The following is a 20,105-nucleotide window of genomic DNA, read 5'->3' on the forward strand; positions in this document are numbered from 1 at the left end:
CCGAAAAACGGCCTTGGCGTCTGGCGGTACGGCCCCTCGGGAAACGTCCCCGAAAGATTAAGTCCATGCACATGCATGAATTTTCTTTGGCTAAAATTTCTGTTAGATTGCGAGCGGGGAAAAGGGTGCTTCTCTGGCGCCCCCCGTTCACCGGACATCTCACCGGCGAATAGCATTGTCTGTCTCTACACAAAGGTCTCTACTCCTATGCGCAATCCAGCCCGCATTTCGCTTGCCCTCTGCATGTCTGCCGCCCTGGTGGGCGCTGCTGCCCTTCCCGCTGCTGCGGCCGACGGGGACAGCATTCTTCCTCCTGCTGCTGGTTCCGAAGCCACTGTTGAGGTCGAAGGTGGCGCCCTCAGTATCAGCGTCCCGGAGAAGTTCGCTGCTGATACGAAGTTCAAGCCCGGCGCGATAGCCCAGATCGCCATTCCCGAGTCCTCTGTCCGGGATGACCGCGCAGGCACGGCGGGGTGGAGCGTGGCAGTGGAACTGTCCGACTTCACCGGCCAGGAGGAAACTGTCGGCGACGAGATCATTGAGGCCGCCAATGCCACCTACGTGCCGGGCGCTGTGGCAAAGACCGGCGAAGCGACCGTCACCCCGGTTGCTGGAAAGCTGACTCTTGCGGCTGGCGAAGGCATTACGGCAATCAGCGCCACAGCTGTCCACGGCAACAACACGGCCAAGTGGAACGGAACCCTGGAAGTGGTTGTTCCCGACGATGCGCTGGCCGGAACGTACTCGGCCGTGCTGACGCACTCCTTCCTCTAGCGGTGTCTCAGTCCCGGGGGCCTGCTCCCGGGACTGAGCGCCCCGAGCCGGTGATTATGCCCGCGGGGTTTCATGCCTTCATCCATTTGTTCGGCCTGCCAGGGGTTTTTGTGCGTTTATTCTTTGCGGGTTTCCTCGCCGCCGTTTTCCTAGCTTTACCCGTGACTCCGTCTGCGGTCGCGGAAACACCTGCGCCCGAGGGCATCAGTATCCGGCTGCTGGATGTCCCGGCTGCTGCGCAGGCAGATCCCCGCGCGCGGTCCTATATTGTCGATCATGTGGCCCCCGGCGCCATCATTGAACGGCGCGTGGAAGTCCAAAACAATACCTCCGCGCAACAATCCATCGCGGTTTATCCTGCAGCCGCCGAGGTCAGAAACGGTCAGTTCACCGGGCTTGAACGTGAGGCCGAGAATGAGCTCACGTCGTGGACGACAGTGGATCCAGAAACAGTGGAACTGGCGGCGGGCGAAAGCGCAGAAGTGCCCGTCCGCATTGCCGTTCCGGCTGATGCTCCCGAGGGGGAGCAATATGCGGCTCTCTGGGCGGAAGTCCGGTCCGCGCCGGCCGAGGGCACGCAGATTGTCACCGCCAGCCGCGTGGGGATACGCGTTTACCTGTCCGTGGGGGCAGGCAACGGCCCCGGCACTGCCTTCACCGTCGATCCGCCCACCGCGTCGCAGTCCGGGGACGGTGCTCCGCAGGTGACGGCGGAAGTCACCAACACCGGCGGCCGGACCATCGATGTGCAGGGTTCCCTTACCCTTACTGACGGGCCGGGCGGGCTTTCCGCCGGTCCCGAGGAGCTCGACCAAAGCGTCACAATCATGCCCGGAAAATCGGCGCCCGTGACAGTGACGCTGGCTCCGGAACTCCCTGCCGGCAGCTGGCAGGCCCGCCTCGAGTTATCCAGCGGGCTGGTCTCGGCTCAAGGCGAAGCGGAAATTGTCCTGCCCGGGGCTGAAAGTGCCGAAGTTGAATCCACGGATTCCCCGCTGGTGCCCGCTGTGGTGCTGGCGGCTGCTCTCCTGATCCTGTGCGGCGTCGTGTTGTGGCTGCGCCGCAGGAGGCATGCGGCGGCGTCCCGGAATGCCTGACAGTCCGGCTAGGTAAGCAAAACAGATGGTCTAAGACGACACGGAAGCAGGGGACAGGATGATTGCGGATACGGTAACCGGGCGGGCAGCCGCGGTGATGAGCCGGAACAATGTGCGTGTAGTTGGACGTTCGGACGGTCCGGTTCTGGTCTTGGTCCAGGGCTTTGGCTGCGACCAGGTCATCTGGAACGGGATACTTCCGCACTTCACCTCCACCTACAAAGTGGTGCTCATGGACCACGTAGGGACCGGAGGTGCGAGCCCTGCTGACAGCGACAGGGCGAAGTACGAGTCGCTGGAGGGATATTTGTCCGACCTGCACGAGGTCCTGGACGTCTTGGGGCTGGAAGATGCGACGGTCCTCGGCCACAGCATTGCCGGTGCCATGGCGCTGGAAGCGGCGACCACGTCCCGTCGCATCGGGCGCCTCATCCTGCTTTGTGCTTCTGCACGCTACCTGAACAGCGAGGGCTATACCGGGGGTTTCGAACCGGAGGATGTGAAGCAGATCCTTCACACGGTGGAGGCAAACTATCCTTTGTGGGCAGCGGGGATTGCTCCGGGTATTGTCGGCGCAGACCCGGGGTCGCGCCTCAGCACCGAAGAGGCCGAGCGGTTGTGCCGCATGGATACTAGGCACGTCTATGACTTCCTGAAAATGTCCTTCGCCGTGGACATTCGGCACGTGTTGCCCCGGGTGCAGGTTCCGGTGCTGATCCTGCAGTCGCAGGCGGATCCGTTGACTCCTCCGCCGGCCTCCCGGTACCTGCACGCACATCTGCGCAACAGCGTTTTGGTGGACCTTGATGCACGCGGGAATATGCCGCACCTCAATGCCCCCGTCCTGACCGCCGGCGCCATCCAGGACTATCTCGCCTCGACGTCCCATGACTAGTTCTGCCCGCCGGAACAGCGAGGGAACAGCGAGCGGGGAGGACCCGGGCGCTGGAGGCGGCTCGGATTACGAAAACCATTTCCATGCCGCTGCCTCCGGGTATCTGGTGCTGAAGACTGACGGAACCATTCTGGACGTCAACCGCACGTTGGTGTCCTGGACTGGAAGGTCACGGGAAAAGCTGCTGGGCGCCAGTATTTTCGACCTTCTACCTGTCGCGGACAAAGTGGTTTTTGCTTCGTATGCTGTCCCCCAGCTGGCGGTGTCGAGGTGCTTCAACGAGATGGCCGTGGACCTGCTGGCAGCAAATGGAGAGCGGATGTCCGTTCTGCTGTCCGGCGTCCGTTCCGGTGAACCGGAAGATGACGAAGTTGACGGCATTGACCGGATTTCCGTTTTCAGGGCCTCCGAGCGCCGTCTCTATGAGCAGGAGCTGGTGGTGGCCCTGCGGAAAGCGGAGGCGGCGGAAGCGGCCAGGGCAGCAGCCGAAGCGGAGCTGAGGCAGAACCAGAAGGCGCTCGAGGAAAAGGATCGTATCCTGCAGGGAAACCTGGAGGAGAGCAGGAAACGCGAAGCGCTGCTGGAAACCGTGTTGAACGCAGTCGATGTTGGACTGCTCGTGGTTGATCCCGAGGGCAGGACTATGCTGTCCAACGCGCATCTGGTGTCCACCTGGCAAAAAATAACGGGCGGCAACGCGTATGACGACAAGCCTATTTTCGGTCCCGACCGGGTGACGCCCCTCCCGGTAGCGGAGCGGCCGGTGGGGCGGGCGGCCGCCGGTCAGTCCTTCTCCAATGAGGTGGTGTGGTTCGGCCATCCCGAGGACCAGCTGGCTATTAACATCTCCGCCCGGCCCATCAAGACCGACGGCACCTTCTCCGGATCCGTGATTGTTTTCAGCGATGTCACCAGACTGGTCCGTGCCGTAGCGGCACAGGAGGAGTTCGTAGCCAGCGTGTCCCACGAGCTGAGGACCCCGCTGACCTCGATCATGGGCTATCTCGACCTCGCCTTGGACGAGGAGGGGCTGCCCCCGCAGGTCACCGCGGCCCTCAACGTCGCGCTGCGCAACTCGGAGCGCCTGTTGGCTCTGGTATCGGATCTGCTGTCCGTGGCCTCCGGTGCGACCAAGATGGACCGCCGCCCGGTGAACCTTGCCGACATTGTGCGCGCCGGTATTGAGTCGGCAGCGCCGAAGGCCGCCGCCGGTCAGGTGCACCTGGTCCAGGACCTCCCTGCTTCACTGACCGCAGTCGTGGATCCGCAGCGCCTGGGCCAGGTGGTGGACAACCTGCTCTCCAACGCCGTCAAGTATTCTCCGGACGGGGGAACGGTGACGGTCCGCCTGCGGCAGGATAAGGACACTGTTTGTCTCCGTGTGGCGGACACCGGCATCGGCATGAGCGCAGCCGAGCAGGAAAAGGTCTTCACCAAGTTCTTCCGCTCCCGCCGTGCAGTCGCCACGGCGGTTCCCGGCGTGGGGCTGGGGCTGGTGATCACGAAGAACATCGTGGAAGCGCACGGCGGAACGTTGACCTTTACCAGTGAACCGGGAGAGGGCACGGAGTTCACGGTGACCCTGCCGCGGGACTATGAGGAATAGACCGATGAGTTCTTTTCCGGTTTGGACTTGGACGACCGGGCACAGTTGGTAATCGATGCTGGAGCAGTTTAGTCCCTTATGGGGGGCTTCCCGAGGACGCGCGAAACCATCGACGGTCAATGGGCTCGGTGCTCAAATAGAGCTTGTGTTGTTTTTCTTGGGGGAGAGGGTGCACCGTGGCAGGGCCAACTTGGAAGTGTATAAAGTGCCAGAAAACTATGGCCGGAAAGCCGCTCGCAGGACTGGTTGGCAAGCATGCCGACGCCACCGGACAGCTATGCAGCGGCAGCGGGAAACCAGCCTTCGACGCTTCGAAGCGGCCGAAGGCTAAGCCAGCAGTCGGGAAGGCCGCCAATGCCGCGAAAAAACATAAAGGACAGGTTCCGAAGCCCGCAAAAAACAAGTTTCGAAACCATCTCCGAAACCTCTGTCAGCGCGGAACAATCCCCGTGTTGTGATCAAGCGGGAGCGTCCTGACATGCTGCCAGCACCTATAAGGAACCCGCCGGGAACCAAGTACGCCCAAGGCCAGTATCGGGTGCCCGGGGAGGCTCATTGGTCAACATTCCAAGATGCCCCACGCCAGGACCTTGAGCCTGATGCTGGCTGGCGCAGGGTGCGCCTCGGTGCCCCTCAGGGCTCCGGCAAGCGCCGCTAGGGCTATGCCCGGTGACACCAAGGCTGCCCGCCGCCGGATCCTGGGGGAAGGCGGCGGAGAGCTCAGCCCCCCTCGTTGAGTCTGCGCAGCAGGCCCGTGAGGCTCCGGAGCTCGGCCGGCGTCCAGTTTCGCAGCTGGGCCCGCAGCCGGGACCGTTTGGCTGTATGCGCCCCTTCGAAGCGGATCCGGCCCTCGGCGGTCATGTTCAGCAGCTGGACCCGTCCGTCAGAGGGATCGGTCCGGCGGGCCACCAAACCCAGGGCCTCCAGCTGGGACACCGTCCGGCTGAGCAGGGCCTTGTCCACGTGAAGGATGTCGGCGACAGTGCCCTGCGGGCATTCGCCTTCGCGGTACAGGGTCATCAGCACGGTGAAGCCCAGCGGCTGCAGGTGTGGATGCACGGCCGCGGCGGCGTCCTTGACGGAGTGCCGCGCCGCGGCAAGCATCGAAGAGAACTGCTGCTCCACCTCCAGCACCGAGGACTCAAAAGTGACGTTCTCAGGGTCCCCGGCCGTCGGCGTCGCCACGCTACTTAATGTCCTTTCCCGACGGAACATCCTTTCCGGACGAAACATCGGGGTTCTGTCCGGCGGCCTGCTGGGACGCGTCGGCTACAGTTTCCGCGGGGCCGGCAGGAACCGCAGCGGATTCCTCAGCCTGCATCTTCTCGTGCCGGGTCATGCTGCCCAGCGGCAGGTTCGGCAGGAACAACACGGCCAGCAGGGTCAGCACACCAAGCGGGGCGGCGATCATGAAGATATGCGCCACGGAAGATCCGTACACGGATTCAACAATGAAGCGCACCGACTCCGGCAGCGCATTCACATCCGGAATGGTTCCGGAGGACAGCGAGGCGGCCACTTCCTTGCCCTCCGCCCCGAGCGCGCCGATGGCGGCCATCAGTTCGCCCTGCTTCTCGGCCAGCCGGTCGGTCACCTGGGTGGCCAGTACCGCACCCAGTGCAGAAACGCCTACGGTGCCGCCGATGGTGCGGAAGAAGTTGATGCTGGAGCTGGCGACGCCCAGGTCCCGCGTGGGGACGTCGTTCTGCACCACGAGCACCAGGTTCTGCATCACCATGCCCACGCCCGCGCCGAGCAGGAACATGTACAGGGAGACCAGCCAGAAATTAGTGTCGTACTCGATGGTGCCCATCAGGACCAGGCCCACGGTCAGCAGCACCGAGCCGACCACCACGTAGGCCTTCCACTTGCCGGTTTTGGTGATCATCCTGCCCACGAGGGTGGAGATAATCAGCAGGCCCGCCATCATCGGGATGGTCATCAGCCCGGACATGGTTGCGGAGGCACCGCGGGCCAGCTGCATGTACTGGGACAGGAACACCGACGTGCCGAACATGGCGACGCCGACGGCGAGGGAGCCGATCACCGAGAAGGTGAAGGTCCGGTTGCGGAACAGGCTCAGCGGGATCAGCGGCTCCGGTGTCTTCAGCTCCACGGCTACGAAAGCGGCCAGGCCCAGCAACGAACCGCCCACCATCCACGCGGTGGCTGCACTGGCCCAGCCGAAGTCGGTGCCTACCAGGGAAACCCAGATGAGCAGGCAGGACACCGAGGCGGACAACAGTACGATGCCGGCGTAGTCGATCTGCACCTTGCGCTTCTTCAGCGGGGGCAGGCGCAGGGTCTTCTGGATCATCACCAGCGCGACCACGGCCAGCGGCACGGCAACATAGAAATTCCAGCGCCAGTTGGCGGTGTCCGTGATGACCCCGCCGATCAGCGGGCCGCCCACGGTGGACAGGGCCATCACTGCACCGAACAGGCCCATGTACCGGCCGCGCTCCCGCGGGGAGACAATGTCCGCCATGACAATCTGGGTCAGCGCTCCGAGGCCGCCGGCACCGATGCCTTGGATAACGCGCATGGCAATCAGCCAGTCCGTGTTCTGGGCGAAGCCTGCCGCGGCACTGGCCACGATGAAGATGATCAGGGCCAGCTGGATGAGGACCTTGCGGTTGAGGAGGTCCGCCAGCTTGCCCCAGACCGGGGTGGAAACGGCGGTGGCCAGCAGGGTGGCGGTGACCACCCAGGTGAAGGCGGCCTGATCGCCGTCGAGGTCCGAAATGATCACCGGCAGCGAGGTGCTGACCACCGTGTTAGCCAGCATGGACACGAACATGCCCAGCAGCAGGCCGGTCAAGGCCTGGAGGACGGCGCGGTGCTTGCGTTTTGCTTCCGCCCGCACCTCGGCTCGGGTTGCGGGGGCAGCGCCCTGCGGGGCAGGGGAAACGGACATGGGGTACTCCAAAAAGCCGAACGACGGTTAAAGGTTGATTTAAATCAACGGTACGTCCGGGGTTTTCAGTGCCCCGGCCATATGCGCCCGTCGGTGACTGATCTCATGCGGGAGAGTGACGACGTCGTCACTCTCGCCGGGCATATGGGGCAGCCAATCGTGAACCCGGGCACAATGAAGGGTGGTTGAGATTCCGCATTCCAAGGGGCCCCCGATGAGTAATACCGTGCATGGTTCGTCCACCTTCCCGCCGCGCCACCCGAATCCGGAGCCGCGCTTCCGGGTGTCCCGGGACGCGTTGCGGGCGTCGCTCTGGTTCTGGCCCACCTGCGCTTCGCTTGCGGCGGTGCTGCTGACGCTGCTGCTGATGCAGGTCCGCCCGGGCGACGACGCCGCATGGGCAAGCTGGATCTGGCCCTCCGGCGCCGAAGCCGCGAGTAGCCTGCTGCAGACCGTCGCTACCAGCGTCATGACGGCTGCCACCGTGACCTTCTCGCTGACCGTGGTGGCCCTGCAGCTGGCCTCGCAGCAGTTTTCACCCCGGCTGCTGCGCGAGTTCGCCCGCGATGCCCGCACCCAGGCCATCCTGGGTGTGCTGATGGGAACCTTCATGGTCTCCATCACGGGCCTGCACGGAATGGATGCGAACCGGCCTGTTCCGGTGCTGGTGGTGGGCCTGGTCTACGTTCTGGGTATTGCCAGCGGTGTAGTGCTGCTGCTGTTCATCGGGCACATCACCCGGTCATTGCGGGTGGACACCATGATGCTCAACGCACATCAGGGCTGTCTGACGGTGCTGCGTGAAACCTACCCCGCGTCCGAGATCGGCGAGGTTCAGGAGTTTCCTCGGCCCGACGGCGGCGCCCCCGTTCCGGTCGGCCGCAGCGGCATCGTGCAGGCTGTGCACGCGAAGCCCCTGGTCGAAATGCTGCACGAATACGGACTGACTATGCGGATGGAGGTGCAGCCCGGCGACCACGTGACCATCGGAACGCCGGTGGCGCGGGTCTGGAGCGACGACGGCGGACCGCTTCCGCTCGGTGCGGTACGAGAGTCCTTGGTGGATGCCCTGGAGATCGGCTACGAACGGACACCGGAGCAGGATGCCGCGCTGGGGCTGCGCCAGCTGACGGACATTGCCGTCAAAGCCATTTCCCCAAGCATCAACGATCCGATCACCGCCGCCCACGCGCTGGGCTACTGTGCCGATCTCTTGGTGGATATCTCGCACCGGCGGCTGGGCCCTGAGGGGCAGAAGGATCGCGACGGTGTGCTGCGCCTGGTCACCGTGGGCCGCGACTACCGGTACTTCATGGACCTGGTCTGCGGCCCGGTCCGTCGCTTCGCGGATTCCGAACCCATTGTGCTCACTGCCGTGCAGCGTCTGCTGCGTGACTGCGCTGCCAATGCCGTCAATGATGACCAGCGGGAGGAGATCCACCGTCAGTCCTCGCTGGTGCTGGCGAACACCTCGCGGGATCTGGCGGTGGCTGACGAGCGGGAAGTCCGCGACATGGCCCGCCGGGTCGAGGAAGCCCTCGCGGGGGACCTGGAGTCCGCGTTTGCGGACCGGGCAGGGGAGACCCGGTCGGTCTAGGGAAGCAGTTCCATGGCCAGGACGAAAACGCCCATGGCCAGCACGAAGAACCCGAAGCCCCGGCGCAGCGCGGCCTCCGGAATACGTCCGACCAGCCGGGCGCCGATCAGTGACCCGACGATGGCCGCGGCGGTGACACTGCCCACCAGGGGCCAGTCCAGGGACACGGTGGTGAGGTAGCCGGCCAGCCCGGCGAAGGACTTCAGAGAAATGACCACCAGTGAGGTTCCCACCGCCACGGGCATGGAAAGCCCGCCCAGCAGGGCCAGCGCCGGGACCACCAGGAACCCGCCGCCGGCTCCCACCAGGCCGGTCACCAGGCCCACAGCCAGGCCTTCGAGAATGACCTTCCCGACCGGGAGCTCTTTGCTATGGGATTCTCCGGCTCCGCCCCTGCGCCCGCGGATCATTGCCACCGAGGTCGCGATCATCATCAGGGCGAAGGCGACCATCAGCACCACTCCCGGTATCCGACCGCCAAGCAGGCCGCCTCCAAACGCGCCTGCCATCCCGGCCGCGCCGAAGAGCAGCCCGGTGCGCCACTTCACCCGGCCCCGGCGGGCGTGCCCGACGGCGCTGAAGGCCGAGGTCACGCCGACCACGAACAGCGAAGAAGCAATGGCCTCGCGGGGACTCATGCCGGCCACGTAGGTCAGGATCGGGACGGTGAGGATGGACCCGCCGCCGCCGAGCAGGCCGAGCGATAGCCCGATCAGCACGGAAAGCAGGAGGGTCGCGGCGAGGGTAACGGTCATGGATGGTGTCCTTGGAAGGGGGAGCGGTGGTGGGGCGGGCGGGTTAGCGGGCGGCGGGCAGCTGGCTGATGGCCGACTGCGCCGTGGGGTCGGACGCCGCCTTGTTCCAGGGCATCTTCGACAGGGCCTGGCCCATGGCGCAGGTATTGGTCGCAGCGGAGAACGTCAGCCCGGCGCCGATTCCCGCGGCCAGCAGGCGCACCTTGGGGGAAATGAACCGGCCGCCTGCCAATCCGGCGATCACCAGGGAACCCGCCGCCATGCGGACCTGGCGTTCCAGCGACCAGCGCTGTGCGCCGCGGACGACGTCGCCGCCGGCCGCCGTGAACGCAGGCACACCGCCGGTGAGGACCCGGGCGTTGGCGACGGCCGCACCGGCGAGGCGCGTGCGGGCCTGTTCGGCGCGGACACCGGACTGGCAGACCAGCACCACGCGGCTGCCCAGGCGTTCGGCCAGCTCGTCGGTGTGCTCGGACAACAGCGGCAGCGGCACGTTGTAGGAGCCGCGGATGTGCATGCTTTCGAACTCGGCGGCGGAACGGACGTCGAGGACCACGAGGTCTTCGTGCCGGCTCATCCAATTCTGCAGGGTGGCGGCGTCGAGCTCGGTTGCGGGGGAAGCGGAGGAGGCCATGGGCCCTCATTTCTGTAGATAGGTAGTTCTGCGGAAAAACGCCGGAGCGAAACCCCTGGGGGTATACTTCCGGTAGGAAAATCACACCGGAGGAGAAGTCCATGCAGCTGGATAACAGCGAACTCGCACCCGTCATCAACCGGCTGAAGCGGGCTCAGGGACAGCTGACCGCGGTCACCCGCATGCTTGAGGAGGGGCGGGACTGCAAGGACATCGTCACGCAGCTGGCAGCTGTGTCGAAGGCGCTGGACAAGGCGGGATTCGCAATTATCGCGGCCGGCCTGGAGCAGTGCCTGCTCACCGAGGACGGCTCGATGGACAAGAAGGACCTGGAAAAGCTCTTCCTCTCCCTAGCCTAGGCGGCAGGGGGGGGGCGGCGGTTCACCGGCCGCCCCTGCCACGGAAATCAGCTGTTGGTACGGGCCTGCATGCCGGACCAGCCGGCGTAGCTGCCGTCCAGTTCGACGACGTCGTACCCGGCCCGGCGCAGGGCGCTGGCGGCCACAGAGTTGCGCACGCCGCTCTGGCAGTACGTCACGATGGTGCCCTCGTCCGGCAGCTGGTCCAGGTTCCAGAGCACCCGTCCGGCGCTGAGCTGCCTCGAGCCGGGGATGTGTCCGGCGGCGTGCTCGGTGCGGTTGCGGACATCAAGGACCAGGGCTGCGTCAAAGCCCTCCAGCTCTTCCGGCTGGATCAGGCGCGGCAGAGTCTGCGGCAGGCCGTCCAAGGTGGTGGTGAAGCCGGCCACCCGGTCAATGCCGACCCGGACCAGATGGTCCCACATCTCCTGTGCAGAGCCCTGATCGGCGGCGAGCAGCACCAACGGGCGGTGGTCGGTTTCGGGGTCCACGGCCCAGGCTCCGAAACTGGCGGTCTTGGTGCCGGCGGGGATATTCACCGATCCGGTCACGGTTCCCTCGTGGACCTGTCCGTTCGGGCGGGTGTCCACGAAGGTGAGGGTGTCCTGCGCCAGCCCGCGGGCGACGTCGTCCGCGGACAGTTCCTGCAGTGGTGCGCGTTCGCCCATCACTGCCGGACCCTGCCGGTTTTCGCGCTTCATCCTGCCGAAGTAGGCGTGCGCATCAGGCTGGCCGTCGAGCAGTTTCTCCACGAAGCCCTGCTCGTCAGTGGCGGCAAGGTATTTGCCCCACCACGCGTAGAGGCGTTCGTAGCCCACGGTGGTGGAGGGGAGTGCGCCCAGTGCCTTGCCGCAGGCGCTGCCCGAGCCGTGGCCGGGGTAGACCTGGACGTGGTCGGGCAGGGTCAGGAACTTCTCCTGCAGGCTGCGGAAAATCTGCCGGGCGCCTTCGAAGCGGGTGTCCACTCCACCGGCGGCTTCGTCCAGCAGGTCGGGGCGGCCCAGGTCTCCGGAGAAGACGAAGTCGCCGGAGAGCAGGTAGCCGGGTTCGCTGCTGAAGGCGCCGTCGGTGACCAGGAAGGAAAGGTGTTCCGGCGTGTGGCCCGGGGTGTGCAGGGCCTGGAGGGTGATGTTGCCGAGGGGAATCGTGTCGCCGTCGTGCAGGCGGGTTGCCTCGAACCGGTACTGCCAGTCGGTGCCGCCCTCGCCGGAAACGTACATGTCGGCGCCGGTGGCGGCCGCGAGCTCGCGGGTGCCGGAGAGGTAATCGGCATGGATGTGCGTCTCGGTGGCCGCGACAATGCGCATGCCGTTGGCGGCGGCGAGCTCCAGGTAGGTGTTGATGTCGCGGCGGGCGTCCACCACCACGGCTTCGCCCTGGCGCTGGCAGCCGATGAAGTAGCTTGCCTGGGCCAGGTCCTCGTCATAGATGCGTTCGAGCAGCATGGAATCTCCTTTTCTAGACACCCCCGGGGGTATCCGTTCTGCTTCGACGGTAATACCTAGGGGGGTATGTTCGCAAACTGGAGACGGGCGCTTTTGCATACCCTAGGGGGTATCTGCCACGATGGTGGAGGGGCGCAGTGTCCCGTAGGAATTCGAGCCAAGGAACAAGCAAAATGTGCCGAGCAGTGACGTGCCGCAAATGCGGCAAGACCACGTGGGCCGGGTGCGGAAACCACGTTGACCAGGTGATGCGCGGGGTGCCGAAGGCGGACCGCTGCAGTTGCGGCGCGGACGGAAAAGCTCCGGCCGGCGCGCAGCCGTCCGGCGGATGGCTGGGGAAGCTGTTCGGCCGGAAGTAAGCAGGACCGGGCCGCGCCTCCGGCCACTGCAAGCCGCGCCTCCGGCCACCCCAGGTGTGGCTGTGGCAGGCTGTCGCCATGGAAACCAGCATCGGCATGCCAGCCTGGCCGTCCGTCGCCCCGCAGCACGCAAACGTGCGCCTGCGCGCCTTCCGGGATGAAGACGCGGCCACGGTCAGGGAGATGTCCCGGGACGAGTATTTCCCCGCCATCGGTACTCTCGCCGGGAACGCCAGCGTTGCACAGGCGCTGGAGTGGGTGGAACGGCAGCGGAACCGGTACGCGGAGGGCGCCGGCTTTTCCTTTGCGGTGGCCGACGCCGGCACCGACCGGTGCGTGGGTCAGCTGGGGCTGTGGGTCAGGGAACTGGCGAAAGGCCGCGCCCAGGCCGGTTATGGGATCACTCCGTCCGCCCGCGGCCACCGCTACGCCGCCTCGGCGCTCCTGGCCGCGGTGGAGTTCGCGTGGACCATTCCGCAGCTGCACCGCGTGGAGGCGTACATCGAGCCGTGGAATACCGCCTCAATCCGCACCGCAGAACTTGCGGGTTTCGAGCGCGAAGGGCTGCTGCGCAGTTATCTGGAGATTTCCGGCCGGCGGCGGGACCTGCTGATTTTCGGCATAGTCAGGGAATCGTAGTTCCTGGAGCACCCTCCCGCTCCGGCAGGTCCGCCAACCCGCGTGCCCATATTCCATGGAAATGGTTCACCGGACCGTGACCGGCTCCCACCTGGAGCCCGTCCGCGTTTTCCAGCGCCTCCTGCAGCCACGCCTTCGCCGCCCGCAGCGCGGTATCCCAGTCCCCGGACCGGGCGTAGAGCGTCGCCAGCGCAGAGGAGAGCGAGCAGCCCGTGCCGTGCGTGTTCGCCGTATCCACCCGCGCGGAACGGACCTCCGTGACCTGCCGCGTGCCGTCGTCGTCGAACCGGACCAGCGCATCCGGCGCCTCCGCTCCGGGCAGGTGCCCGCCCTTCACCAGGACGGACAGATTGTAGGCAGCAGCGAGGCGGGTGCCCTGCTCCAATGCCTCCTCCCAGGACGAGGCCTGGCCTTCGCCGAGCAGCACTGCGAGTTCGGGCAGGTTCGGGGTCACCAGGTCTACATGGGCCAGCAGGCCGCGCAGCGCTTCTTCGGCGTCGGAATTCAGGAGCCGGTCGCCGCTGGTCGCGATCATCACCGGATCCAGGACGACGGCGGGTGGGCGGACGCTGTCCAGCCAGCCGGTGAGGGTCCGGATGGCATCTGCGGTGCCGAGCATGCCGATCTTCACGGCATCGATGGACACGTCGTCACTGACGGCCGCCAGCTGTTCGAGCAGGAAGGACGCCGGAGGGGAGTGGACAGAGCGCACGCCCTGGGTATTCTGTGCCACCAGCGTTGTCACCACGGCCATCCCGTAGCCGCCGGTAGCGGCAATGGACTTCAGGTCCGCCTGGATGCCGGCCCCGCCGGTGGGGTCGGTGCCGGCAATACTCAGGATCCGCGGGATTTTCACCGGTTCCATGCCGCCACCAGTTCCTCTGCCGCCCGGAGGGGATCGGCTGCGGCGCAGACCGCGGACACGACGGCGATCCCCGAAGCCCCCGAGGCATGCAGCGGTTCGACATCGGCGGCCTGGATTCCGCCGATGGCCACACAGGGCAGCGGAGATTCTGCCGCGAAGGCACGGAATCCGTCCACTCCCAGCGGTTCGGGGTGGTCCGGTTTGGTGCTGGTGGGCCGGATGACTCCAGCGCCCAGATAATCCACGGTTCCGGCGGGCAGGGCGCGGACAGCAGCCAGGTGTTCCGCGGTATTGGCAGTCAGCCCGACGACGGCGTCCGGCCCCACCAGCTGCCGCACCGCGGTGACCGGCAGGTCGCTCTGGCCCACGTGGACACCGTGTACCTCGGCGCCGGCGGCACGTGCGGCCAGATAAACATCCACACGGTCATCAACCAGCAGCAGCGCCTGGTGTCCGGCGGCCGCGGCAACGGCCAGCACCAGCGAGTAGAAGTCCGTGGCCGTGGCGTGCTTTTCGCGGATCTGGACGGTGCGGATGCCGCCTGCGACGGCTGCCCGCACCGTGTCGGTGACGCCACGGGCACCGCACTGGTCCGTATCCGTGACCAGATAGATCCCGGTGTGCCGGGCACGTTCGCGCATGGAGGCGGTGGCAGGTGCGGTACTCATTCCACCACCAGCCGCTCGGCGATAAGCCCGGAATCGAGGTTCCACAGCGCATCGAGGAACGCCGGGGCGAAGCTTCCCGGACCGGCTGCGGACCCTGCGGCCTGTTCGGCGGCAATTGTGTAGGCAGCGGTGGCGGAGGCAACGGCAACCAGCCGGCCGCCGTCGTCGGCCACCGAAAGGAATGCTGCCGTGACCGCGCCCAGGGCGCAGCCGCCGCCGGTGACCTTGGTGAGCAGGGAACTGCCATTGCGCAGGCGCAGGGTGTCCGTGCCGTCGGTGATGACGTCCGTGGCGCCGGAGACGGCCACGACGCTGCCGTACTTGCCGGCGAGCAGGGTGGCCGCCGGGAGGGCTTCTTCCGGGTCGTCGGTGGCGTCCACCCCGCGTCCGCCTGCACCCAGCCCGGCGAGGGCGATGACCTCGGACGCGTTGGCACGGATTGCGGTGGGGCGCAGGACCAGCAGATCGGCGGCCAGTGCAGTGCGGACGGGCAAGCTGCCGACCGCAACGGGGTCCAGCACCCAGGGGGTGCCGGTGTCAGTGGCTGCCTCCGCTGCTTCGAGCATGGCGGTGCGCTGTTCGGCGTGCGGGGTGCCCAGGTTGATCAGGACGCCGGAGGCCATCCGGGCGAACGGCCCTGCCTCGCCGGGAATGTCGGTCATCGCCGGAGCGGCGCCGAGGGCCAGGAGTACGTTGGCGGTGAAGTTGGTGACCACGGCGTTGGTGAGGCACTGCACCAGCGGCGGTTCGGCCCGCAGGCGGTCCAAGTGGGTGGAAACGGTTAACGGTGTGAGGCGAATAGTCATCCGCGACATCCCTTCGCTAGTTCTAACTAGATCAGGTTCAACGGGTGTCATCTCAGCCTTGCGGCACCCCGTGTCACTGGGATCGACTCTACGAGCGGTGGGGACGAAAGGCAAAGGCGCATTGGCAAGCGCACACCCAGCCCCGGTCCGTTGACTCCCTGCCCCGCAGAAGCGGACAGTTGAGGCATGCCAGGCATCGCCGCACCCCTCTGGGACAGTCTGACCGAGACCGTCCAATCAGGCTGGTGCCCGGGACTGGTGGCAGGGGTCCGGATCAACGGGCAGACCGAAATCTTCGCCACCGGGGCGCTGGGATTCGACCAGTCCGAGCCAATGGGTGAGGAGACCCCGTTCCGCATCTCCTCGCTGAGCAAACTGATCGGCGGTGCGCTGGCCATGAGCCTGGTGGCCGACGGCACGCTCGGGTTGAATGACGAGGCCGGGCGCTGGCTGCCGAGGTTGGCGAACCTGCGGGTGCTGGCGACCCCGGATGCGCCTTTAACGCTGACGGTCCCGGCCCGCGGTCCCGTGACGGTACGCCACCTGCTGACCTTCACCGCCGGGCTCGGCGTCGACTTCGACCCGACACCCTATGTGGCGGCCACCCAGGATTTCCTCTGGGGACCCAACCCGCCGGACATGACCCCCGAGGAGTACCTGACACGGCTCGGCAGCCTGCCGCTGGCCTACCAGCCGGGGGAGCGTTGGATGTACCACGCCAGCGCCGACGTTCTCTCGGTCCTGCTCGCGGCAGCCGCCGTCACGCCCCTGGACCAGCTGGTGCAGGAACGGATAAGCGAACCGTTCGGGTTGACCGGCACCGGGTTCCCGACGGGCACCGAACACTTCCCGGTGGTGTACGCGGCCAACGACGACGGCGGCTTGTTCGAGGCGGTGTCCTACCGGGACGCACTGGCAGGACCGCCGAAGTTCGCGTCTCTGGGCGGAGGGATGGTCTCCACCGTGCCGGACTTTCTGCGCTTCCTCACCGGGCTCGCGGATGACACAGTGCTGCCGGCCCAACTGCGGCGCGAAATGACCGCAGACCAGCTGACCTCCCCGCAGCAGGTCGGCGTGGCTGAAGTGGCCGGCCCGGACGAGTCCTGGGGATTCATGACTGCCGTGCAGACAGGACAGGGGGCGCCTTGGTCCGAGCCGGGCATGTGGGGGTGGCTCGGCGGCTCCGGGACCAGCGCCGCTGTCTACCCCAACGGAGACATCGGCGTCGTATTCACCCAGCGGTTCCTGAGTAGCACGCAGGAGCATTTCGACTTCTTCTGGAAACCGTTCGGGGAACTGCGGGAGAGTATTCGTGAGCCGTGAAAATCCCGGTGTAAATGACGGACGACGGCGCGGTTGAGGACGTCTCCCGGGGTGTGATGGCACAGTGAAGGCCCTACGATAAACGGAATCCCGAAGCGCAGGAGAAAGAGGCCCCGTGTCCACGCCCCACCCGGACCCGCAGAATGACCAGTATCCCTACCCGTCGAGGGGGGAAGCAGGGGATGGGCCGCGAACGCAGTTCCCGCCCTACCCGATGTCTGCCCAGCGGCCCGGCGGGCATGCAGCGGGCGAGAGCTTTAAGAACCAATCGCTCCTGTTCGGGGCGCTTGGCTTCGTTTTTGCTGGCTTCGTCCTCGGGCCCCTGGCCATTCACTACGCCCAAAAAGCCGAGGCGTTGAATGTCCCGGCGACTGCGGGCAAGGTGCTCGGCTGGGTCAACGTGGTCATTTGTGCGTTCTACGTCGCCTTCTTTCAGGTGTTGATCTACTTCCTGGTGTTTGCCGCGCTCACCGACTTCGGCGGCCGAGCCATCTAGCCCAACGGCTGTCCGCCGCGCGGCTCGGGCAAAAACCTTACGATGATCGGAATCCGCACCGACGAGGAGAAACCCACGTGTCCGTACCGAACTCCCCGCCGCAGGAGCATGCCCAACCACACCCCGGCGCATTTCCGGGCGGTTACCCGGGGACACCGCCGCCGTTGTACCCCGGGTTTGTAGATCGCGGGTACGCAGGTCCGGGGAACCGGGAGCGCACGCCCGGGGAGCACCTTGCACAGCAGGCAATGATTCTGGGAGTTGTGGGCTTCTTCGCGGCGGGCATCATTCTTGGTCCGCTCGCCATTTACTACGCCGCAAAGGCCGAGAAGCTGAATGCACCGGCGACTGCCGGGAAGGTGCTCGGCTGGATCACTACAATCCTCAACGTCAGCGGAATGGCATTGTTCATCTATTTTTCCTGGGTGGTGCTCGATTTCATCCTGTACAGCGAGCCCAACGATGTGTGGAGTGGCGGCCTCGCGACCTGACCAGAGCGGTGTGCCGCGGTGCTGGGCTGCAGGGGAAAAGCATCTCGGCGTGAAACCTGACCCTGACACAGTGGAAGGCGGGAGAACTGGGACATGTTATCCATCGGAGCCTTCGCGCAGATCGGCCAGGTGACCCACCGCATGCTGCGGCACTGGGACACCGCCGGGCTGCTCGTACCGGCCTATGTCAACGAGTTCAGCGGTTACCGCTCCTACGATCCCTCCCAGCTGGAACGGCTGCACCGGATCGTCGCCCTCCGCCAGCTCGGCTTCGGCCTGGAGGAAATTGCCTCCATTCTCGAGGCCGGAGTCGACGCCGACCGGATCGCCCGGATGCTCCGCGTCCGGCGCGCCGAGGTGGAGAGCGAACAGAGAACGGCGGCTGCGAGGCTCCTCGACGTGGAACGGCGGCTCCACCTCATTGAAAAGGAAAACGCCATGTCCCAGATAGAAATAGTCTCCAAGTCCCTGCCCGCGGTCCGCTTGGCCGCCCGCACCGCCGTCGTCGCCGAACAGCACGAGGTGGCCGGCGTCGTCGGGCCCCTGTTCGACGCCGTCGCGAAGGCACTGGCACCCACGGGCGCATCCCTGGATACGCCGATCGCCCAGTACGAGATGAGCGAAAACGGCATGCACATCACTGCCGGGTATGCCGTCTCCTCTGCGGGACCCGACGGCGTGGAGCAGGTGGACCTGCCGGCCGCGCCGACAGCCATCTGCGGTATCCACCTTGGCGCCATGGACCGCATAGCGGAAAGCTGGCAGGCCGTGCACATGGAGACCATTGCCCGCGGCTTTGTCCTCTCCGGCCCGTGCCGGGAGGTGTATATCCGTGCCGTCTCCGATGACCAGGCGGACTGGGTCACGGAGCTGCAGCAGCCGGTCCAGCCGGCGTAACGGAACGGCGGGACGGGCGCCGAAGTGCCGGTCCCGCCAAACACGCCGTCTTAGACGTTGTAGATCTTTCCGGCGGTGATCCCGCCGTCCACTACGAACTCCGCGCCTGTGGAGAAGCTGGACTCATCGCTGGCCAGGAAGAGGACAACACTGGTGACCTCTTCCGGAGCAGCCGGCCGGGTGAGGGTGGTTTCGGTGAAGTCGATCGGCTTCTGACGGCCCATCACGGCGGTCATGGGGGTCTGGATGGACCCCGGGTGCACCGAGTTGACCCGGACGTGGGACGCGGCGAGTTCCAGTGCGGTGGACTTCGTCAGCCCGCGCAGGCCGAACTTCGACGCGGTGTAGCCGTGCATTCCGGCAATGCCCTCCAGCCCGGCGGTGGAGGAAATGTTGATGACCGACGCCGGGGCGGAGGCCTTCAGCGCCTCGACCGCGGCGGTCATGCCCAGGAAAGGGCCGGTCAGGTTGATGTCCAGTGCCCGCTGCCAGCGCTCCACCGGGTATTGGCCGAGCGGGCCGCCGTCGAGAATGCCGGCGTTGTTCACCAGGACGTTCAGCCGGCCGAAGGTTTCCAGGGTGGCGGCCACTGCGGCTGCCCAGTCCTCGGCGCTGGTGACGTTCAGGTGTACGTAGCGGGCGGCGTCGCCCAGTTCCGCGGCCAGGGCGGCGCCGGCGTCGTCGTTGATGTCGGCAATCATCACCTTGGCGCCTTCGCGCACAAAGGCACGCGCGTGGGAGGCGCCCATGCCACTGGCGGCGCCGGTGATCAGGGCTACTTTGTCTTTGAGTCGTTCGCTCACTGGTGCATCCTCCTGGTTGAGTTGCCGGATTCGACGGCATGATCCCGCTGGGGTGGGCACAGGGTCCCACGGTTTGGGGCTGCTGGTAGCTTCTGTGGTCCCCCACGCCAACAGCGGCATCACCGGGTGGGACGCTGTGCTGGAGGGAGACCCCAACTCCGATCGTACGGCCGCGGAATCGAGCAGAATCCGCCGAAAGGGCCCTGTTGTGGCCAGTGTCATATCGGCGGTAAACCCTTTAGGCTCCTCCCCATGGCATCCCTGATTTCCCACACCTCCTTTGACAGCCTTGACGCGTACAGCCAGTCAATGTTCTGGAGCCGGATCCTCGGCTTCGGGGAAGATCCGGAGGATCCGAACCGGCCCGGCGAGGAGGAGTGCATGATCTTCTCGCCGGACGGAACACAGCGGCTGCTGTTCATTGAGGTTCCCGATGCCAAGCAGATCAAGAACCGGCTCCACCTGGACCTGAAGCCCGCGGAAGGCACCCGCGACCAGGAACTTGCCCGGCTCCTGGAATTGGGTGCCCGTGAAATCGCGGACCGGCGCAACGCAGACGGCACCGGATGGGTGGTGCTCGCGGACCCCGAGGGCAACGAATTCTGCATCCTGCGCAGCGATGAAGAGCGGCGGGCGTTCGTAGCGCCAGCTAGCTGAAAACATGCGGCGAGGCATTATG

At 65.9% G+C, this 20,105-nt stretch carries 22 protein-coding genes and 1 riboswitch; of the genes, 13 read left to right on the forward strand and 9 right to left on the reverse strand.

Annotated features, from left to right (window positions below; all coding sequences use genetic code 11):
- Positions 1 to 207 precede the first annotated feature (207 nt).
- From AC5RT8_RS10060 to AC5RT8_RS10075, 4 genes are all read left to right on the forward strand, one after another.
- Positions 208 to 774, forward strand: a complete 567-nt coding sequence (locus AC5RT8_RS10060) for a WxL domain-containing protein (protein WP_494095561.1) — start codon at positions 208 to 210, stop codon at positions 772 to 774.
- Positions 775 to 935: 161 nt separating this feature from the next.
- Positions 936 to 1,871 carry a hypothetical protein gene (locus tag AC5RT8_RS10065; RefSeq protein ID WP_494095562.1) on the forward strand — a complete coding sequence of 312 codons (936 nt, stop codon included), beginning with the start codon at positions 936 to 938 and terminating at the stop codon, positions 1,869 to 1,871.
- 58 nt (positions 1,872 to 1,929) lie between these two features.
- Positions 1,930 to 2,766 carry an alpha/beta fold hydrolase gene (locus tag AC5RT8_RS10070; RefSeq protein WP_494095563.1) on the forward strand — a complete coding sequence of 279 codons (837 nt, stop codon included), beginning with the start codon at positions 1,930 to 1,932 and terminating at the stop codon, positions 2,764 to 2,766.
- Entirely contained in the window at positions 2,759 to 4,372 is a 1,614-nt protein-coding gene (locus AC5RT8_RS10075) for an ATP-binding protein (RefSeq protein WP_494095564.1), read from the forward strand. Before AC5RT8_RS10070 ends, AC5RT8_RS10075 begins: the two co-directional genes overlap by 8 nt.
- Positions 4,373 to 5,092: 720 nt before the next feature.
- Here the strand turns inward: AC5RT8_RS10075 and AC5RT8_RS10080 are convergent.
- Complete coding sequence (locus tag AC5RT8_RS10080) at positions 5,093 to 5,557, reverse strand: MarR family winged helix-turn-helix transcriptional regulator (RefSeq protein WP_494095565.1); 465 nt, start codon at positions 5,555 to 5,557, stop codon at positions 5,093 to 5,095.
- 1 nt (position 5,558) lies between these two features.
- Entirely contained in the window at positions 5,559 to 7,289 is a 1,731-nt protein-coding gene (locus tag AC5RT8_RS10085) for an MDR family MFS transporter (protein WP_494095566.1), read from the reverse strand.
- A 214-nt stretch (positions 7,290 to 7,503) separates the two neighbouring features.
- Between AC5RT8_RS10085 and AC5RT8_RS10090 the strand changes: the two genes are divergently transcribed.
- Positions 7,504 to 8,886 carry a DUF2254 domain-containing protein gene (locus tag AC5RT8_RS10090; RefSeq protein WP_494095567.1) on the forward strand — a complete coding sequence of 461 codons (1,383 nt, stop codon included), beginning with the start codon at positions 7,504 to 7,506 and terminating at the stop codon, positions 8,884 to 8,886.
- On the opposite strand, the gene AC5RT8_RS10095 is transcribed toward AC5RT8_RS10090, so the two are convergent.
- Complete coding sequence (locus AC5RT8_RS10095) at positions 8,883 to 9,641, reverse strand: sulfite exporter TauE/SafE family protein (protein ID WP_494095568.1); 759 nt, start codon at positions 9,639 to 9,641, stop codon at positions 8,883 to 8,885. The genes AC5RT8_RS10090 and AC5RT8_RS10095 overlap by 4 nt on opposite strands.
- Before the next feature lie 43 nt (positions 9,642 to 9,684).
- On the reverse strand, positions 9,685 to 10,275 hold the full coding sequence (locus AC5RT8_RS10100; RefSeq protein WP_494095569.1) for a rhodanese-like domain-containing protein: 591 nt from the start codon (positions 10,273 to 10,275) through the stop codon (positions 9,685 to 9,687).
- 101 nt (positions 10,276 to 10,376) lie between these two features.
- Here AC5RT8_RS10100 and AC5RT8_RS10105 point away from each other — a divergent pair, with 101 nt between their 5' ends.
- Entirely contained in the window at positions 10,377 to 10,634 is a 258-nt protein-coding gene (locus tag AC5RT8_RS10105; RefSeq protein ID WP_494095570.1) for a metal-sensitive transcriptional regulator, read from the forward strand.
- A 47-nt stretch (positions 10,635 to 10,681) separates the two neighbouring features.
- On the opposite strand, the gene AC5RT8_RS10110 is transcribed toward AC5RT8_RS10105, so the two are convergent.
- The gene (locus AC5RT8_RS10110) at positions 10,682 to 12,079 is read right to left on the reverse strand and encodes an MBL fold metallo-hydrolase (RefSeq protein ID WP_494095571.1); all 1,398 of its coding nucleotides are present in this window, start codon (positions 12,077 to 12,079) and stop codon (positions 10,682 to 10,684) included.
- A gap of 173 nt (positions 12,080 to 12,252) precedes the next feature.
- Between AC5RT8_RS10110 and AC5RT8_RS10115 the strand changes: the two genes are divergently transcribed.
- Both AC5RT8_RS10115 and AC5RT8_RS10120 read left to right on the forward strand, forming a co-directional pair.
- Positions 12,253 to 12,438: a DUF8730 family Cys-rich protein gene (locus AC5RT8_RS10115; RefSeq protein ID WP_494095572.1), complete on the forward strand. Its 186-nt coding sequence runs from the start codon at positions 12,253 to 12,255 to the stop codon at positions 12,436 to 12,438.
- 78 nt (positions 12,439 to 12,516) lie between these two features.
- Positions 12,517 to 13,077, forward strand: a complete 561-nt coding sequence (locus AC5RT8_RS10120) for a GNAT family N-acetyltransferase (RefSeq protein ID WP_494095573.1) — start codon at positions 12,517 to 12,519, stop codon at positions 13,075 to 13,077.
- Here AC5RT8_RS10120 and thiD read toward each other — a convergent pair.
- From thiD to thiM, 3 genes are all read right to left on the reverse strand, one after another.
- Positions 13,064 to 13,942: a bifunctional hydroxymethylpyrimidine kinase/phosphomethylpyrimidine kinase gene (gene thiD, locus AC5RT8_RS10125; protein WP_494095574.1), complete on the reverse strand. Its 879-nt coding sequence runs from the start codon at positions 13,940 to 13,942 to the stop codon at positions 13,064 to 13,066. The two genes, AC5RT8_RS10120 and thiD, sit on opposite strands and share 14 nt — an antisense overlap.
- Positions 13,930 to 14,610 carry a thiamine phosphate synthase gene (gene thiE, locus AC5RT8_RS10130; RefSeq protein ID WP_494095575.1) on the reverse strand — a complete coding sequence of 227 codons (681 nt, stop codon included), beginning with the start codon at positions 14,608 to 14,610 and terminating at the stop codon, positions 13,930 to 13,932. The genes thiD and thiE overlap by 13 nt, the downstream gene beginning before the upstream one ends.
- Positions 14,607 to 15,416: a hydroxyethylthiazole kinase gene (thiM, locus tag AC5RT8_RS10135; RefSeq protein WP_494095576.1), complete on the reverse strand. Its 810-nt coding sequence runs from the start codon at positions 15,414 to 15,416 to the stop codon at positions 14,607 to 14,609. Before thiM ends, thiE begins: the two co-directional genes overlap by 4 nt.
- Positions 15,408 to 15,497, reverse strand: a riboswitch (TPP riboswitch). It overlaps the preceding gene by 9 nt.
- Before the next feature lie 105 nt (positions 15,498 to 15,602).
- On the opposite strand from thiM, the gene AC5RT8_RS10140 reads away from it, so the two are divergent.
- From AC5RT8_RS10140 to AC5RT8_RS10155, 4 genes are all read left to right on the forward strand, one after another.
- On the forward strand, positions 15,603 to 16,739 hold the full coding sequence (locus AC5RT8_RS10140; RefSeq protein WP_494095577.1) for a serine hydrolase domain-containing protein: 1,137 nt from the start codon (positions 15,603 to 15,605) through the stop codon (positions 16,737 to 16,739).
- A gap of 115 nt (positions 16,740 to 16,854) precedes the next feature.
- Positions 16,855 to 17,235: a hypothetical protein gene (locus AC5RT8_RS10145; RefSeq protein WP_494095578.1), complete on the forward strand. Its 381-nt coding sequence runs from the start codon at positions 16,855 to 16,857 to the stop codon at positions 17,233 to 17,235.
- Positions 17,236 to 17,483: 248 nt separating this feature from the next.
- Entirely contained in the window at positions 17,484 to 17,726 is a 243-nt protein-coding gene (locus AC5RT8_RS10150) for a hypothetical protein (protein ID WP_494095579.1), read from the forward strand.
- A gap of 93 nt (positions 17,727 to 17,819) precedes the next feature.
- Positions 17,820 to 18,623, forward strand: a complete 804-nt coding sequence (locus AC5RT8_RS10155) for a MerR family transcriptional regulator (RefSeq protein ID WP_494095580.1) — start codon at positions 17,820 to 17,822, stop codon at positions 18,621 to 18,623.
- A gap of 50 nt (positions 18,624 to 18,673) precedes the next feature.
- Here the strand turns inward: AC5RT8_RS10155 and AC5RT8_RS10160 are convergent, their stop codons facing one another.
- Positions 18,674 to 19,426 (reverse strand): glucose 1-dehydrogenase, encoded by a 753-nt coding sequence (locus AC5RT8_RS10160; protein WP_494095581.1) that lies wholly within the window; start codon positions 19,424 to 19,426, stop codon positions 18,674 to 18,676.
- Positions 19,427 to 19,678: 252 nt separating this feature from the next.
- On the opposite strand from AC5RT8_RS10160, the gene AC5RT8_RS10165 reads away from it, so the two are divergent.
- Positions 19,679 to 20,083, forward strand: coding sequence for a VOC family protein (locus tag AC5RT8_RS10165; protein WP_494095582.1), 405 nt, complete (start codon positions 19,679 to 19,681; stop codon positions 20,081 to 20,083).
- The last annotated feature ends 22 nt before the right edge of the window (positions 20,084 to 20,105 follow it).

The organism is Arthrobacter sp. Ms25 (assembly GCF_059090365.1).